A 15,166-nucleotide genomic window follows, 5' to 3' on the forward strand; every position below is an offset into this window, starting at 1 on the left:
GCCTTCTGCTACCCCCGGCGGAGCGTGTCCAGCGCCACCAGGACGGCCTGCCGGCGATCCAGCGACAGGCGCTCCGCCTCCTCGACCTGCCGGCGGAGGGAGGAGGCTGCCTCCACCCAGGCGGGCAACGGCCGGAGGGCAAGCCAGGGCGGTGCCGTCCGGCCCCGCGCCGCGTCGCGAAGCGCGGCCTGAAGCTCGCGCGTCAGGACATCGAAGAAGGGCGCGAAGCCCGCGGCGTCGCGGCCGGCGATTCGGTCGGCCAGGGCATGGGCCTCGGCGGCGCCGGATTGCGGCAGGGCCTGCAAGGCCGCGCGGGCGAGGCGCGCCAATTCCACGCCCTCCCCTTCCGCCAGCGCAAGGGCGCGGCCTGGCGAGCCATTCGCCAGCGGGATCAGCGCCGCCGCGTCGGCATCCGGGGCCAGCACGCTGAGCGCCTTTCGCATCGCGTCCGGCTCCAGGGGAGCAAGATCGAGGCGGCGGCATCGGGACCGGATGGTGGGAAGCAGCCGCCCGGGGGCAGCGGTGACGAGCAGGAGCACTGTGCGCGGGGGCGGTTCCTCAAGCGTCTTGAGGATGGTGTTGGCGGCGGGGGCCTCCATCGCCTCCACCTCGTCCATGATGACCGTGCGCCAGCCGCCCTCGGCCGCGGTCAGCGAAAGGAAGCGCCGGGCCTCGCGTGCCTCGTCAACCTTGATGATGCGACGCTTGCCGGCTTCCTGCGCCGGGGCCAGCAGAAGGACATCCGGGTGGCCCGAGGCGCTGACGCGGCGGAAGACCGGATCCGATTCCGGAAGGTGGAGTGCCGTCTCGCCCCCCTCGTCCCGCGGCATCCCGGCGAGCAGCCAGCGGGCAAAGCGCCAGCACAGTGTCGCCTTGCCCACGCCCGGCTGCCCGGTGACGAGCCATGCATGGGCCAGGCGACCGGAGCGGGCCCCGGCAGCCAGGGCAGCGGCCGCGCCGTCATGGCCGAACAGGACCGGATTGGCGCGTGGCTCAGGCGCCATGGAGAACCCGCCGCAACGCCGCTTCCGTCACCTCCGCCTGCGGCCGGGTGGCGTCCAGCACGGCGATGCGGTCCGGCTCGGCCGATGCGCGCCGGAGGAAACCCTCGCGGACTCGCGCGTGGAACTCCGGCCCCATCGCCTCGTAGCGATTGGCGTCGCGGGCGCGGGACAGGCCGGCCTGTGGCGGGATGTCGAGCAGGATCGTCGCATCCGGTACGGCGTCGGGGACGAGGGCATGGCGAAGTGCCTCGAAGGCTCCGGCGTCGCCACCCTGCCCGGCCACTTGGTACGCAAAGGTGCTGTCGTGGAATCGGTCGCAGATCACGGTGATCCCGGCCTCCAGCGCCGGACGGATCAGGCGCGACCAGTGCTCGCGGCGCGCGGCGAAATGCAGTGCCATCTCGGCCAGCGGATCCCAGCCGCCCTGGGACAGGATGAAGCTGCGCAGCGCCTCCGCGCGGAACGATCCGCCGGGCTCGCGCGTGCGCATCACCGGAAGGCCTCGCGCGCAGAGCGCGGCGGCGAGGCGCCCGCCCTGGGTCGTCTTGCCCGCACCCTCCCCGCCTTCCAGCGTGACGAAGCGACCCTTCAAGTGCCCCCGCCGACCATGCGGCCGAGCACCGCCGGGATGCGCGACACAAGGCCAAGCCGCTCCACGTCCGCGCCGGCATAGAGCGGAAGGCTCATCTCCGGCACGCCGCGCCCGGAAACTTCGAGGCGGCCGAGCTCCTGGCCCTTCGCCACCGGCGCGCGGACGGGCGCGTCGTAGCGCAGCCGCGCCTGCATGCCGTTGCGCCAACCGCGCGGCAGCGTCGCCACCACGTCGCGGCCGCCCACCAGCGGCACGGTGCGGCGCCCACCGAGATGCACCGGCACTTCCTCGATCGTGTCCTCGGCGCGGAACAGCACGACATTCTCGAACTCGCGGAAACCCCATTCGAGGAGGCGCTCGCTCTCCTCGGCCCGCGCGCGCATGGTGGGAAGGCCCGAGACGACGAGGATCAGGCGCCGGTCGCCGCGCTTGGCGCTGGCTGTGAGGCCGTAGCCCGCCTCCTCCGTGTGGCCGGTCTTGAGGCCATCGCCGCCCGGAACGCGGCCCAGGATCGGGTTCCGGTTTTCCTGGGTGATGTTGTGCCAGCGAAAGGAGCGTTCGGAATACAGGCGGTAGTGATCCGGGAAGTCGAGGATGATGCGGCGCGCAAGCGTCGCGAGGTCGCGCGGCGTCATCCGGTGCTCGGGGTCCGGCCAGCCGGTGCTGTTGCGGAAGTTCGAGCCCGTGAGGCCGATTTCCCGCGCCTGCTGGTTCATGAGGTCGGCAAAGGCGCGTTCGGAGCCCGCGATCGCCTCCGCGAAGACGACGCAGGCATCGTTGCCCGACTGGATGATGACGCCGCGCGCCAGGTTCTCGACGCTCACCGTGGTGTTCAGGTCGACGAACATCTTGGAGCCGCCCATGCGCCAGGCCGCCTCGCTGACTGGGAGGAGCTGGTCCATGGCCAAGCGGCCTTTGCGGATCATGTCGAAGACCACGTACATGGTCATGAGCTTCGACATAGAGGCGGGCGGCATGGACTGCTCCGAACCCTTCTCCAGCAACGTCGCGCCCGTCTCGAAATCGATCAGCAAGGCGAAGCGCGCCGCCGTGTCCACCGGGCCGAGCGGCGAGTTGGCGGGCGTGGTCGGTTGGGGCGTGGGTCCGCGCGCCGCGGGCCGCTGCGGGCCGCCGCGCTGCTGCGCGAGGGCCGGGGCGGCGAGCGGCAGGGACAGACCGGCGAGGAGGAGGCGGCGGGACGGCATGGCGGAGGCTTACGCCGGCCGGCTACTCCACCACAAGACGGAGTTCTTGCTGACCAGCACGCAGCGCGCGGGCAAAGGCCTCGTCGGCTTCCGCCAGCGTCGCGTAGGGCCCGCCGCGCACGCGCCAGACCTGCTGCCGGCCCGCCGGTCCGAAGGGCTCCGCCCGCATGCCGAGGCGCGCGGCCTGGGTTCGCGCGAAGTCGGCACGGAAGAAGCTGCCCGCCTCGGTCCACAGCCGGCCGGGCATGGGGGCGCCCTGGGTTACCTGTTCCGGCAGGCGCTCGGGCGGCGGGACGGCCACGGCCGTCTCGGCCGCGTTGGCGGGGCGGACGGTCTCGGCACGCGGCGCGGCCACGCGGGCGCCCTCCGGCGCGGCAAGGGATTCCCGTTCGACCCGGCCGACCGGCGCGGCGGCGATCGCGAGGGCCGGCGCGTGTCCTTCGAGCCCGGAGCCCGCGAGGCGCGAGGCGCCCTGATCCGCCGTCACCCTCGCCTGGAAGGGTCCGCGGGCGCCGAGGAGTTCGGTGGCGCGCGGTGAGACGGCGATGACGCGCCCTGCCCGCTCCGGCCCCCGGTCATGGACGCGCACGCGCAGGCTGCGTCCGTTCTCTAGGTTTGTGACGGTGACGATCGAGGGCAGCGGCAGGGTGCGGTGCGCTGCCACCAGCGCGGAGGCGTCGTGGCGTTCGCCATTCGCGGTCAGCCCGGCGCGGCGCGGCATGGTCTCGGCGATGCCGGTCTGGTCGAGGCTCCAATCCTCGCGCGGGTAGGACCACTGCCCGCCGAGATTGTAGCCCTCGCCCACCACGTAGCGCGGACGGGCCTCTGGCCCGGGCGGCGGGGGCCGCCCGCACGAGGCCAGGAGCGCGAGGGCGGCGAGCCCCGCCAGGACGCGCTTCATCCCACGCGGTCCGCCAGCATCCCTACCGCGGTCGCGTAGAAGTTCGAGGGGTTGTAGCGGCGGATGGCCATGAAGTTGCGACCAACGATGAAGCTCTGCCCCTCGCCGCGCGAGTAGCCGGGGACGACGACGGCCCATTCGCCCTCGTAGCCGGGCAGCAGGCTGCCATCCCATTGCCTCACGCCCGCCCGTGCCCAGTCCACCATGGATCGCATGGTGCGGTGGTCCAGGCCCTCGGCGCTGAGGCTGTTGGGAAGCGACACCTCGAAGCCCCAGGGCTCGCCGTCGCGCCAGCCGGAGCGGGAAAGATAGTTGGCGATGGAGCCAAGCGCGTCGGCGCGGCTGTCCCAGATGTCCTTGCGGCCGTCTCCGTCGAAATCCACCGCCAGTCTTTCGAAGGAGGTCGGCATGAATTGCGGGTGGCCCATCGCGCCGGCATGGGAGCCGCGCATCCGCTCCACGCTGATGTTGCCGGCATCAAGGATGCGCAGGGCGGCGAGGAGTTCGGCGCGAAAGAAGGCGGCGCGGCGCCCTTCCCAGGCCAGGGTCGCCAGCGCCTCGATCACGTTGAAATTGCCGGTGAAGCCGCCATAGGAGGTTTCCATCCCCCAGATGCCCACCACCGCGCGCGGATCCACGCGGAAGCGCGAGTGGATGGCCTGGAGGAGGGCCCGGTTCTCCGCGAAGGCGCGGCGGCCATTCTCGATCCGTGTCGTAGAGAGGCGCGCGTCGCGGTACTGCGACCAGGTCTGGGTGAACTCGGCCTGTCGGCGGTCCAGTTCCAGAACCCGATCATTGGGGCGGAGATTGGCCAAGGCGCGACTCAGCGTCTGCGGCGACACGCCGCCACGCCGCGCCTCGGTGCGCACGCCTTCCAGGAAGGATGCGAAGGAGCCCTGGGCCAGGGCGGGGCTCGCCGCCGCCGCCAGGGGAAGGGCGGCCAGGGCACGTCGGGTCAGCATGGGCGCTTCCTGCCACGCTCCGTCGAGGGCGGCAACGGAAGCCTTCACGGTCCGCGTGTTGATCTTGGCAAAAGCCTGGCGCACCTTGGGCGGCGAACGGAGGAACCCGCCCATGGTCGCGCTCACGCAACGTTTCGCCGCCTACGCCGCCGGCATCCGCCATGCCGACCTTCCGGCCGAGGTGGAGGCGCGGACGCGGTTCCTCCTCCTCGACCTCGCGGGAAACATGCTGCGCGGACGCCATGATGCGGAAAGCAGCGCCCCGCTCCTCGCCGCCGCGCGGGCCATGGGGCTGATGCAGGGCCAGCACGCCGTGCTGGGCGAGGCGGCGCGCGTCTCACCGCTCGGCGCCGCACTGCTGAACGGCGCCTTTGCCCATTCGCTGGATTTCGACGACACGCATGCCGCCGGGACGCTGCACCCCGGCGCGCCGGTCATCCCGGCAGCCCTAGCGGCCGCGGAGATCGCCGGGGCCAAGGGCGCCGACATCATTGCCGCCGTGGTGGCCGGGTATGAGGTGACCAACCGCCTGTCCGTCGCCATGCCGGCCGGCGACCATTACGACCGAGGCTACCACCCCACCGCGACCTGCGGCGCCTTCGGCGCGGCGGCGGCGGCGGGGCGCGTGCTCGGGCTGTCCGCAGCGCAAATCGAGGATGCGCTGGGGATCGCCCTGTCCCAGGCGGCCGGGTCGCTGCAGTTCCTGGCCAATGGCGCCTGGACCAAGCGCTTCCAGGTGGGCTGGGCCTCCATGGCCGGGCTGGCCGCCGCGCTGACGGCGCGCGAGGGTTTCCGCGGCGCCGCCGAGGCGCTGGAGGGCAAGGCCGGATTCTTGCGTGCCTACGCCCCGAACCCCACCCCGGAGCGCGCATTGCGCGGCCTGGGCGAGGAGTACGAGCTGATGGAGACGGCGGTGAAGCCGTACCCTTCCTGCCGGTACGGCCATGCCTGCGTGGACGCGGCCCTGGCGTTGCGCGCCGAGCACGGGCTGAAGGCGGCGGAAATCGAGTCCGTCACAATGGGCCTGCCGAACAAGGGCATGCTGCTGGTCGGCGCGCCGCTTGAATACAAGCAGCACCCGAAGAACGTGGTGGATGGCCAGTTCTCCGGTCCCTTCGTGGTGTCCTGCGCCCTGGCGCACGGGCTTTTCGGCTGGGACAGCTACGCCCGCATGGACGAGGCCGAGCTTCGCACCCTGATGCCCAAGGTCACGACCGAGGAGGATCCGGAGGTGCAGGCCGAGTTCCCGGCCAACATGTCCGGCAAGCTGACCGTGCGCGCCCGCGGCCAGGTCTTCACGAAGTTCGTGAAGGTGCCGAAGGGCGAGCCGTCGAACTTCCTGACCGAGGACGAACTCCGCGCGAAGTTCCATGGCCTCGCCGATGCTGTGCTAGGGCACGAGCGTGCGGTCCAGCTGGCCGATGCGATTCTGACCCTCGACAAGGCACAGGATGTGCACGCGATGCTGCGCCTGGGCGCGCCGCTGCAGCCTGTCCGCCTCGCGGGCGAGTAGGGGCCTGGGCAGGAAGCGCGCGGCGTCCTAAGCCTTCGCGCCCGGGCAGGTGGCCGAGCGGTTTAAGGCACCGGTCTTGAAAACCGGCGTGGGTTCACGCCCACCGTGGGTTCGAATCCCACCCTGCCCGCCAGACCGCACTCGCCCGAGGCCCGCCCCCATGCGCCCCTTTGCCCTCGCATTCCTTCTGGCCCTCGCGGGGGGGCCGACCCTGGCGCAGCCGGCCTCTTCCTGGGCGGCGCACCAGGCGCCTTCCGCCGGCCCCGCACGGGTCATCGGCACCACCGCACTGGGCTGCCTAGCGGGCGGGGAGGCGCTGCCGCCGGAAGGGCCCGCGTGGCAAGCCGTGCGCCTGTCGCGCAACCGGAACTGGGGCCATCCCGAGACGATCCGCGGTATCCGCACCCTGGCGCAGCGCGCGCGGAGCGCCGGGCTTCCGGACCTGCTGATCGGCGATGTCGCGCAGCCACGCGGCGGCCCGATGCCCTTTGGACACGCCAGCCATCAATCGGGCCTGGATTTCGACGTGTGGCTCGACGTCAATCCGCGCCCGCCGCTTTCCCGCGCCCAGCGCGAGGATTGGCCGGTCGCGTCGCTCGTCCTCCCGGACCAGTCTGGGGCAGACCCGAATCGCTTCACCGCCGCCCACGCCCGGCTGATTAGACTGGCGGCCGAACTGCCCAACGTGGACCGCGTGCTGGTGAATCACGGCATCAAGCGCTCGCTCTGCACCGTCCATGGCGGCGAGGCTTGGCTGCGCCGCGTGCGGCCCTGGCGCGGGCATGACAGCCACATGCATGTCCGCTTGCGCTGCCCCGCTGGAAGCCCGGAATGCCAGGAAGGCCCGCCCATCCCGGCCGGCGATGGCTGCGACGCGTCGCTGGATTGGTGGCTGAGCGACGAGGCGCGCCGCCCCCCTTCCCCACCCCGCGCTCCGGGTCCGCCCCCAGCCCTGCCGCCGGCCTGCGGGCCCGTCTTCCGCGCACGCTGAAGCGCGGCGCGGCTTCCTTGCGCGGCCGGACCGGGCTACGCCTCCCGGCGCATGATCGACCCTGTCGCGCTCCAGATCGGACCCTTCGCCATTCGCTGGTATGCGCTGGCCTATATCGCCGGAATCGTGATCGGCTGGCGCGTGGCTCGGCGCCTCGTCGAGGCGGAGCCTCGCGCCGCCACCGCACAGCAAGTGGACGACTACGTGACCTGGATCACCCTCGCCATCATCCTGGGTGGGCGGCTGGGCTACGTGCTGTTCTACCGGCCGGGCTACTACCTCCAGAACCCGATGGAGGCGCTGGCGCTCTGGCAGGGCGGCATGAGCTTCCACGGCGGCGCGCTGGGCGTGATCCTGGCGACGCTGATCTTCACCCATCGCAACAAGCTGGACACGCTGCTTTTCGGCGACCGGGTCGCGATCGTCGTGCCGATCGGCATCTTCTTCGGGCGGCTGGCGAATTTCGTGAATGGCGAGTTGTGGGGGCGGCCCTCGGACGTTCCCTGGGCGATGGTATTTCCGCATGACCCGCTCGGCGTGCCCCGCCACCCGTCGCAGCTTTATCAGGCGGGGCTGGAAGGGCTTGCCCTTTCCGCGTTGCTTTGGGCGCTCTGGTTCACGCCTGGCATCCGCGCCAAGCGCGGCTTCCTGGCCGGCGCGATGATCGCGGGGTACGGCGTCGCGCGCCTCGTCGGCGAGGTGTTCCGCGAGCCGGACGCGCATCTGGGCTTCCTCTTCGCCGGGGCGACCATGGGCCAGCTTCTTTCCATTCCCATGGTCGCGCTGGGGCTGTTCCTGATGCTTCGCGCGCGACGCGTCGCTTGATGGAGCGGCTGGACGCGTTCCTTGCCCGCGCTTCCGCGGCCTATTACGGCCATGGTGCCGGGATCGGCGCGGATTTCACCACCGCGCCCGAAATGACCCAGGCTTTCGGCGAGTGCCTCGGCCTCTGGTCTGCCCTGGCCTGGGAGGCGATGGGCCGTCCTGCGCGCGTGGTCTGGGCGGAATGCGGCCCCGGCCGAGGCACGCTGATCCAGGACGCCCTGCGCGCCGTCGAGCAGATGGTCCCCGCCTTCGCCTCGGCCGCCGAGATCCATCTGGTCGAGACTTCGCCCGTGCTTCGCGCCATGCAGAAGGGCCGCATGGGCGCACGCGTGTCCGCTTGGCACGACCGCATCGAGGATCTGCCGGGTGGCCCGCTGGTCCTTCTGGGCAACGAGTTCCTGGACGCGCTGCCGATCCGCCAGTTCATCCGCCGCGAGGGCGTCTGGAGGGAACGCTGGGTGTCCGAAGGCCAGTTCGTCGAATGCCCAACCGAGGAGGATTGGGGTGGGGCCCCTGAGGGCAGCGTGAAGGAACGTTGCGAGCCGGGCCTTTCCATCGCCGCCCATCTTGGCGCGCGGCTGGCGCGTGAAGGGGGGGTGGCCCTCTTCCTCGACTACGGACCGGGGGAAAGCGGGCTTGGCGACAGCCTCCAGGCGATGAAGGCCGGAAAGCCGGCCGACCCGCTGGCCGATCCGGGTGCGGTGGACGTCACCGCGCATGTGGATTTCGCGGCCTTCGCTGCTGCCGCGGCAAAAGCGGGAGCGACGGCACAGGGCCCGGTTCCAATGGGCTTGTTCCTTCAGCGCCTCGGCCTCGTTTCGCGCTCTGCCATGCTGGCGAGAGTCGAGCCCTTCCATGCCCGCAACCTGCTCGGCGCGGCGCAGCGCCTCGTGGCGCCAGAAGGCATGGGGCGCCTGTTCAAATCCCTGGCCCTGACCCATCCCGGCCTGCCACCCCTGGAGGGATTCCGCGAGTGACACCCGAGTTCCTGACCCACCCCGCCCTTTCCGGCTTTTCCCATGGGTTCTTCACCCGACGCGGCGGGGTGTCGCAGGGCGCCTATGCCAGCCTCAACTGCGGCCTGCGGAGCGAGGATGACCCCGACGCGGTGGCGGAGAACCGTGAAAGGGTGCGCACCGTCCTCCGTGCCCGGGCGCTGCGTGCGCTACGGCAGGTCCATGGCCCCCGCGTCGTGGACGCCGCGCTAGGTTGGGATGTGCTGCCCGAGGCCGACGCCATGGTCTGCGCCAAGCCGGACGTGGCGCTGGGCGTCATCACCGCCGATTGCGCGCCGGTCCTGTTCGCGGATCCCGAGGCGCGGGTGGTCGGCGCTGCCCATGCCGGCTGGCGCGGCGCGGTGGGCGGCGTGCTGGAGGCGACCCTTGCCGCGATGGAGGGGCTGGGCGCCCGGCGCGACCGCATCCGTGCCGTCGTCGGTCCGTGCATCGCTCAGCCTTCCTATGAGGTCGGGCGTGACCTTTACGAGGCGGTGGGCGACCCGGGCTTCCTCGCGCCCGGCCGAGACGCGGAGCACTGGCAGTTCGACCTCGCTGGATATTGCGCATCGCGCCTCGGTGGCGTCGCAGAGGTGGCGGTGATGGGATTGGACACGCTTTCGGATGAGGCGCGGTTCTTCTCGCACCGCCGGCGGACCCTCGCCGGCGGCGGGCCGCTCGGACACCAGATCTCGGCGATCGCGGCATGAGGCGTGCTTTCCTCCTGGGCGCGCTGGGTACCTTGGCTGCCTGCGCCGACATTCCGCGCCCGCATCGCGGGCGGCCGGGTGGGCTGGCGCCGCGCCTTTCGGTCCCGCTCGCGATCCGTATCGCCGTCCCGCCGCCGCCCGAGGCCTTGTTGAGCGACGCAGGGGCACGCCTCGTCGCCGACGAACTGGCGGCCGCCTTGCAGGCGCAGGACGTGCCGGCCGCCGCGACCGAGACGCCGCTTCCGCTGGATTGGCGCCTCCTGATGCGCGCCGAGTCCTCGGGGGGCACGGTGCGGCCACGCCTGGTCATCACCGACGCGGATGGGCGGGAGCAGGGCGCCGTCTCCACCACCCCCGTTCCGGCCCGCGCCTGGACGACGGGGGATCCGGCCACGCTCCGCGCCATCGCGGCGCAAGGCGCCCCCAGGGTGACGCAGATCCTGCTCGGCATCCAGGCTGCGCGGGCCAGCGCCACGCCGGACGCCATCGCCAGCGGCCCGCCCCGGCTGCGGCTGATCCCGGTGCGTGGCGCCCCGGGCGACGGCAACAACGCCCTGACCAACCGACTGCGGGAGTTCCTGTCCACCCGCGGCTACGTGGTGCAGGACCTGGCCGAGGGCGCGAACCATGCCGTCACCGCGGAGGTCTCGGTGGTGGCCGGCACGCCGGGCAACCAGCGCGTGGAGATCCAGTGGATCGTTTCCCGCCGGGATGGCCACGAGCTGGGACGGGTGTTGCAACTGAACGAGGTCCGCGCCGGGTCCCTGGACCGTTTCTGGGGCGATGTCGCCTATGCCGCCGCCCAGGAGGCCGCCGGCGGCATCCTGCAGATCATCCGCAATGCCTCCTCCCCCGGTTGAAGGGCCGGCGCGGCGCCTGTATCCGTCCGCCGTGCCGCCCAAGGCCCCGCAAGGAAAAGCCCCCGCCCGATGAAGATCGTCGCCTGCAACAGCAACCGGCCCCTCGCGCAGGCCGTCGCCGACATACTCGGGCTGAAGCTGACCGACGCCTCGGTGCGCCGCTTCGCCGACATGGAAATTTTCGTGGAGATCCATGAGAACATCCGCGGCGAGGACGTCTTCGTCATCCAGTCCACCTCCTACCCCGCCAACGACCACCTGATGGAGCTGCTGATCACGCTCGACGCGCTGCGCCGCTCCTCGGCACGGCGGGTGACGGCGGTGGTGCCGTATTTTGGCTATGCCCGTCAGGACCGGAAGAGCGGACCGCGCACGCCGATCAGCGCCAAGCTCGTCGCGAACCTCATCACCCAGGCCGGGGCGGACCGGGTGCTGACGCTGGACCTGCATGCGGGGCAGATCCAGGGCTTCTTCGACATCCCGGTGGACAATCTCTACGCCGCGCCGCTCTTTGCGCGCGACATCCAGAGTCGCTACGCGGGGCGCGACCTGATGATCGTCTCGCCCGACGTGGGTGGCGTGGTGCGTGCCCGCGTCATCGCCCAGCGCCTCAACACCGACCTTGCGATCATCGACAAGCGCCGCCCGCAAGCCGGCGTGTCCGAGGTGATGAACGTGATCGGCGACGTGTCGGGCCGCGACTGCATCATCATCGACGACATCTGCGACAGCGGCGGGACGCATTGCAACGCCGCAGCCGCGTTGATGAAGAACGGCGCCCGCTCCGTCTCAGCCTATGTCACCCATGGCGTGCTTTCGGGCGCCGCGGTGCAGCGCATCGCCGACGCGCCGATCGAGGCGATGGTGGTGACCGACTCGATCGCGGCGACCGAGGCGGTGCAGCAGGCGGAGAACATCCGCCAGATCCCCATTGCCCCTCTCCTGGCCGAGGCGATGCGCCGGATCAGCGAAGAAGCGTCCGTCTCCTCGCTCTTCGACTAGGGGTCGGCTTCCGCACCCGCCCCGGGGCGGCTATGGCAGGTTGAGGGTTTCGGAGGCAGCGGACCATGAAGCTCTATTACTCGCCGGGCGCCTGTTCGCTCGGAATTCACGTCATCCTGGAAGAGATCGGCAAGCCTTTCGAGGCGGTCGCCGTCTCGACGCGCGACGGATCGAACCGGAAGCCGGAATACCTGGCCATCAACCCAAAGGCCAAGGTGCCCGCGCTCCAGCGCGACGACGGCACGGTGCTGACGGAATGGCCGGTCATCGCCTGGTGGCTCGCCAAAGCGAATCCGATGTCCAACCTGATCCCGGTCGAGTTCGAGGCGGAGACGCGCTGCCTCGAATGGATGGACTACCTGTGTGGCACGGTCCACCCGCAGGGCTTCACCCGTATGTTCCGCGCCAGCAACTTCGCGCGCGACGCGGAGGACGAGGCGCGGGTCGTCGCGCAGGGCAAGGAGCTCGCGGCCGGCTACCTGGAAACGATCGAAAAGCTGTGGAAGGGCGGCACCTGGCTTTTGCCCAGCGGCTACAGCGTCGCGGATTGCGCGCTGTTCTTCCTCGAGCACTGGGCGGCGGGCCGCGCAGGCATCGAACTGCCGCCGCGGCTGAAGGCGCATCACAAGGCCATGAAGGACCGCCCCGCCGTCGAGCGGGCGATGAAGCGGGAGGGGATTTCCCCATGATGAAGCTGTACTACTCGCCCGGCGCATGCTCGCTGGGCATCCACATGCTGTTGGAGGAGATCGGCGCGCCCTTCGAGGCGGTGGCCACGAACCTGCGCGAGGGCGCCCAGTTCAAGCCCGAGTTCAAGGCGGTGAACCCGAAATCCAAGGTGCCGACCCTGATGCGTGGGGACGGCTCGGTGCTGACCGAGTTTCCCGCCATCGCCTTCTGGCTCGCCGCCAGCTTCCCCAAGGCAGGGCTGATGCCCGAGGGCGCCGACGCCATGGCGCGGGCGATCGAGGCGACGGATTACGCCGTGGCCACGGTGCACATGCAAGGTTTCTCCCGCATCTTCCGCCCGGCGAACTTCGCACCGAGCGAGGCCGACCACGAGGCTGTGAAGGCGCGAGGGACCGAAATCTTTACCAAGGGGCTGCAGAACCTCGACGCCTCGCTGGAGGGCCGCGATTTCTTTGCCGGACGCTTCTCCTTCGGGGATGCCGCGCCATTCTACATCTCCTTCTGGGCAGCCGAGCGCCTCAAGATGGAGCTTCCCGGCCGCCTGGCCGCGCATTACGCCGCGATGCGGGCGCGTCCCTCCGTGCAGCGCGCGATGGCACGCGAGGGCCTCGCTTGATCCTTTGGGTCTCGCCGCGCACCTCCTCCCTCGCCGCGCGCCTGGCTTTCGCAATGTGCGGCACGCCCGGGGAGGTGCGGGAGATCAGCCTGCGCGCCGGCGAGGCCCGAACCCCCGGCTTCATCGCCATCAACCCGAAGGGACAGGTGCCTGTCCTTGAGATGGAGGGCGGGTTCGCATTGACCGAGACGCCCGCGATCCTTGTCGCGCTGGGCGAGATGTTTCCCGAATCCAACCTCCTCGGCACCTCGCGCGAGGAGCGCTGGCGGGTGATGGAATGGCTCTCCTGGGTCGCCTGGACGATACCGGGCACCTTCATGCCCGGCTTCGATCCCGGCCGCTTCGGCCCCGCGCCGGCGGAGGAGGGTATTCGCCGCGCGGCCCTGGCACGCGCCGACCTTGCGCTTATCTACGCCGCCTCGCGCGTCGAGGGGCGGGACTGGGCGGTCGGCGGCGCGCCCACGGCAGCGGATTGCTCGCTTGCCCTGCTGACGGTTCTGGGGGGATTTCTCGGCATCGCGCCGCCTGAGGCCTTGACGGCGCATCGCCGCCGGTTCTTCGCCCTGCCCGCCCTCCAGGACGCCCTCTCCGCCGAAGGATTTGCCACGTGAGCCTCAACCCCGTCTCGTTCTGGTTCCTCCGACACGGCGAGACCGACTGGAACGCCGAAGGCCGGTCGCAGGGCCAGACAGACATCCCCTTGAACCAAGTCGGGATGATGCAGGCCGAGCGTGCAGCGCGCGCGCTGGTGGGCCGGGGCATCGTCACCATCGTCTCCTCGCCGCTCTCCCGCGCCCGCGTCACGGCGGAGGTGGTGGCGAAGGCGCTCGACCTGCCCATCGCCGCCCTCGACCCCGAGTTGATGGAGGTCGCCTTCGGGGAACAGGAGGGCCAGCCCATGGGCGACTGGTACGACGACTGGATCCGGGGCGAGTTCACGCCAGAGGGCTGCGAGCCCTTCGCCGATCTCCGCGCCCGCGCGGCGCGGGGCATCAACCGCGCCACCGCCCTGCCCGGCCCGGTCCTGGTGGTGGCGCATGGCGCGCTGTTCCGTGCCTTCCGCTACGAAGCGGGGCTGGAGCCGAATGTCCGCACCCCGAATGCCCTGCCTCTATGGTGCAAGCCAGAGGGGGAGGGCTGGCGCCTCAGCCCGGCTGATCTGTCCGACTAGAGCAGGCCGCCCAGGATCCGGCCGCCCGGCATCGGCTGGGGCGCGCCGGTCGTGCCGGGAAAGCTGATCGGCAGGCCGCGGGCCGTGCGGGCGGCCAGCACGGCGAAGCACTGAGCCTCCAGCGCATCCCCGTTCCAGCCCGCCACTTCTACGGGCCGCACAGGTTCGGCCAGGGTGGCCGCGAGGGCGCGCATCATGGCCGAGTTTCTGCGCCCGCCCCCGGCGACGAGCCATTGCAGAGGCGGCTCCGGAAAATGACGTGCGGCGGCGGCCACGCAGATCGCGGCGAAGGCGACCAAGGTCGCCGCGCCATCCTTTGGCGACAACTCGTGCGCTCCGGCATCCCGCAGCGCCCGGTCGAAATCAAGCCGATCCAGCGACTTCGGCGGGGGCTGAGCCAGGAAGGGATGGTTCATCAGCCTTCCCAGCACGGCCCCGTCCGCCTGCCCGGCGGAAGCGAGGTTCCCGTCCCGGTCGTAATCCCGCCCAGCCGAGCGCCGCGCCCAGTCATCGAGAGGCCCGTTCGCCGGCCCGGTGTCGAAGGCGAGGAGCGTGCCGTCGCTTCCCAGGAAGGTGACGTTGCCGACCCCGCCCAGGTTCAGCACGGCGAGCGGCTTCGGCAGGGCATGAGCGAGCGCGGCATGGGCGACGGGAACCAGCGGCGCCCCTTGCCCGCCCGCCGCCACGTCCGCCGAGCGGAAATCATGGGCGATTGAAAGGCCCGTCTGACGTGAAAGCGCGGCCGCATCGCCGATCTGCCAGGTTCGCCCCTCAGCGCCCGCCGCGTCGCCGGGCTGGCGCGGGCGGTGCAGGATGGTCTGACCATGGAAGGCGGCCATTTCCGGTGCCGGCAGCCCGGCGCGCTGCGCATCCAGGGCAACGCGGTTGATGGCCGCGGCGTGGCGCTCGGTCAGCCGAGCCTCGCAGTCGCGCAGGAATTGGTCGTCGGGCGGAAGGCCGGGCGCCAGTTCGAGCAGGCGTCGCAGGTCGCGGCGCAGCGCGGGCTCGTAGGGAACGGTGATGGCGGGGCCTAGCTGGGCGACCTTCTCGCCGTCCGTCTCCACCCAGGCGGCATCCACCCCGTCCAGCGAGGTGCCGCTCATCGTCCCGATGATTCTCAGCATCCCCG

The 15,166-nt window shown here is 71.2% G+C and carries 17 protein-coding genes and 1 tRNA gene; 12 read left to right on the plus strand and 6 right to left on the minus strand.

The genetic code is table 11. The features are described 5' to 3' along the window. Positions 1 to 8 precede the first annotated feature (8 nt). Genes OF850_RS03200 through OF850_RS03220 form a run of 5 tightly spaced genes read right to left on the minus strand, consistent with a single transcriptional unit; the run spans position 9 to position 4,790 of the window. Entirely contained in the window at positions 9 to 1,004 is a 996-nt protein-coding gene (locus OF850_RS03200; RefSeq protein WP_301588287.1) for a DNA polymerase III subunit delta', read from the minus strand. After that, the gene (tmk, locus tag OF850_RS03205; protein WP_301588288.1) at positions 994 to 1,596 is read right to left on the minus strand and encodes a dTMP kinase; all 603 of its coding nucleotides are present in this window, start codon (positions 1,594 to 1,596) and stop codon (positions 994 to 996) included. The genes OF850_RS03200 and tmk overlap by 11 nt, the downstream gene beginning before the upstream one ends. After that, on the minus strand, positions 1,593 to 2,801 hold the full coding sequence (locus tag OF850_RS03210) for a D-alanyl-D-alanine carboxypeptidase family protein (RefSeq protein WP_301588291.1): 1,209 nt from the start codon (positions 2,799 to 2,801) through the stop codon (positions 1,593 to 1,595). Before OF850_RS03210 ends, tmk begins: the two co-directional genes overlap by 4 nt. Before the next feature lie 22 nt (positions 2,802 to 2,823). Then, positions 2,824 to 3,702, minus strand: coding sequence for an RlpA-like double-psi beta-barrel domain-containing protein (locus OF850_RS03215; RefSeq protein ID WP_301588292.1), 879 nt, complete (start codon positions 3,700 to 3,702; stop codon positions 2,824 to 2,826). Then, on the minus strand, positions 3,699 to 4,790 hold the full coding sequence (locus OF850_RS03220; protein ID WP_368044670.1) for a lytic murein transglycosylase: 1,092 nt from the start codon (positions 4,788 to 4,790) through the stop codon (positions 3,699 to 3,701). Before OF850_RS03220 ends, OF850_RS03215 begins: the two co-directional genes overlap by 4 nt. Between OF850_RS03220 and OF850_RS03225 the strand changes: the two genes are divergently transcribed. The 12 genes from OF850_RS03225 (at position 4,777) to OF850_RS03280 (ending at position 14,037) form a co-directional block, all read left to right on the plus strand. Further along, positions 4,777 to 6,177 (plus strand): MmgE/PrpD family protein, encoded by a 1,401-nt coding sequence (locus OF850_RS03225; RefSeq protein WP_301588293.1) that lies wholly within the window; start codon positions 4,777 to 4,779, stop codon positions 6,175 to 6,177. The two genes, OF850_RS03220 and OF850_RS03225, sit on opposite strands and share 14 nt — an antisense overlap. A gap of 43 nt (positions 6,178 to 6,220) precedes the next feature. Further along, positions 6,221 to 6,310, plus strand: a tRNA-Ser gene (locus OF850_RS03230). Positions 6,311 to 6,337: 27 nt separating this feature from the next. Next, entirely contained in the window at positions 6,338 to 7,168 is an 831-nt protein-coding gene (mepA, locus tag OF850_RS03235) for a penicillin-insensitive murein endopeptidase (RefSeq protein WP_301588294.1), read from the plus strand. Positions 7,169 to 7,219: 51 nt separating this feature from the next. Beyond that, positions 7,220 to 7,993: a prolipoprotein diacylglyceryl transferase gene (lgt, locus tag OF850_RS03240; protein WP_301588296.1), complete on the plus strand. Its 774-nt coding sequence runs from the start codon at positions 7,220 to 7,222 to the stop codon at positions 7,991 to 7,993. Continuing rightward, a complete protein-coding gene (locus tag OF850_RS03245) occupies positions 7,993 to 8,970 on the plus strand; it encodes a class I SAM-dependent methyltransferase (protein WP_301588298.1) in 978 nt (325 codons plus the stop codon). Before lgt ends, OF850_RS03245 begins: the two co-directional genes overlap by 1 nt. Further along, positions 8,967 to 9,698 carry a peptidoglycan editing factor PgeF gene (gene pgeF / locus OF850_RS03250; protein ID WP_301588299.1) on the plus strand — a complete coding sequence of 244 codons (732 nt, stop codon included), beginning with the start codon at positions 8,967 to 8,969 and terminating at the stop codon, positions 9,696 to 9,698. The genes OF850_RS03245 and pgeF overlap by 4 nt, the downstream gene beginning before the upstream one ends. Continuing rightward, a complete protein-coding gene (locus OF850_RS03255) occupies positions 9,695 to 10,558 on the plus strand; it encodes a hypothetical protein (protein WP_301588300.1) in 864 nt (287 codons plus the stop codon). Before pgeF ends, OF850_RS03255 begins: the two co-directional genes overlap by 4 nt. Before the next feature lie 69 nt (positions 10,559 to 10,627). Then, complete coding sequence (locus OF850_RS03260) at positions 10,628 to 11,560, plus strand: ribose-phosphate pyrophosphokinase (protein ID WP_301588301.1); 933 nt, start codon at positions 10,628 to 10,630, stop codon at positions 11,558 to 11,560. A 65-nt stretch (positions 11,561 to 11,625) separates the two neighbouring features. Beyond that, a complete protein-coding gene (locus OF850_RS03265) occupies positions 11,626 to 12,249 on the plus strand; it encodes a glutathione S-transferase family protein (protein WP_301588303.1) in 624 nt (207 codons plus the stop codon). After that, the gene (locus tag OF850_RS03270) at positions 12,246 to 12,866 is read left to right on the plus strand and encodes a glutathione S-transferase family protein (RefSeq protein WP_301588304.1); all 621 of its coding nucleotides are present in this window, start codon (positions 12,246 to 12,248) and stop codon (positions 12,864 to 12,866) included. The genes OF850_RS03265 and OF850_RS03270 overlap by 4 nt, the downstream gene beginning before the upstream one ends. Next, positions 12,863 to 13,477, plus strand: a complete 615-nt coding sequence (locus tag OF850_RS03275) for a glutathione S-transferase family protein (protein ID WP_301588306.1) — start codon at positions 12,863 to 12,865, stop codon at positions 13,475 to 13,477. Before OF850_RS03270 ends, OF850_RS03275 begins: the two co-directional genes overlap by 4 nt. Next, positions 13,474 to 14,037, plus strand: coding sequence for a histidine phosphatase family protein (locus OF850_RS03280; protein ID WP_301588307.1), 564 nt, complete (start codon positions 13,474 to 13,476; stop codon positions 14,035 to 14,037). Before OF850_RS03275 ends, OF850_RS03280 begins: the two co-directional genes overlap by 4 nt. Here the strand turns inward: OF850_RS03280 and OF850_RS03285 are convergent. Then, a complete protein-coding gene (locus tag OF850_RS03285) occupies positions 14,034 to 15,158 on the minus strand; it encodes an anhydro-N-acetylmuramic acid kinase (protein ID WP_301588849.1) in 1,125 nt (374 codons plus the stop codon). The two genes, OF850_RS03280 and OF850_RS03285, sit on opposite strands and share 4 nt — an antisense overlap. Positions 15,159 to 15,166: the final 8 nt, after the last annotated feature.

The organism is Sabulicella glaciei, from assembly GCF_026183895.1.
GTDB lineage: Bacteria > Pseudomonadota > Alphaproteobacteria > Acetobacterales > Acetobacteraceae > Roseococcus > Roseococcus glaciei.

Coding starts and splice junctions, on each gene's coding strand:
- OF850_RS03215 (WP_301588292.1), bottom strand. CDS start 3,702: ATGAAGCGCGTCCTGGCGGGGCTCGCCGCCCTCGCGCTCCTGGCCTCG.
- OF850_RS03270 (WP_301588304.1), top strand. CDS start 12,246: ATGATGAAGCTGTACTACTCGCCCGGCGCATGCTCGCTGGGCATCCAC.
- OF850_RS03260 (WP_301588301.1), top strand. CDS start 10,628: ATGAAGATCGTCGCCTGCAACAGCAACCGGCCCCTCGCGCAGGCCGTC.
- OF850_RS03245 (WP_301588298.1), top strand. CDS start 7,993: ATGGAGCGGCTGGACGCGTTCCTTGCCCGCGCTTCCGCGGCCTATTAC.
- OF850_RS03255 (WP_301588300.1), top strand. CDS start 9,695: ATGAGGCGTGCTTTCCTCCTGGGCGCGCTGGGTACCTTGGCTGCCTGC.
- lgt (WP_301588296.1), top strand. CDS start 7,220: ATGATCGACCCTGTCGCGCTCCAGATCGGACCCTTCGCCATTCGCTGG.
- OF850_RS03265 (WP_301588303.1), top strand. CDS start 11,626: ATGAAGCTCTATTACTCGCCGGGCGCCTGTTCGCTCGGAATTCACGTC.
- mepA (WP_301588294.1), top strand. CDS start 6,338: ATGCGCCCCTTTGCCCTCGCATTCCTTCTGGCCCTCGCGGGGGGGCCG.
- OF850_RS03210 (WP_301588291.1), bottom strand. CDS start 2,801: ATGCCGTCCCGCCGCCTCCTCCTCGCCGGTCTGTCCCTGCCGCTCGCC.
- OF850_RS03225 (WP_301588293.1), top strand. CDS start 4,777: ATGGTCGCGCTCACGCAACGTTTCGCCGCCTACGCCGCCGGCATCCGC.
- OF850_RS03200 (WP_301588287.1), bottom strand. CDS start 1,004: ATGGCGCCTGAGCCACGCGCCAATCCGGTCCTGTTCGGCCATGACGGC.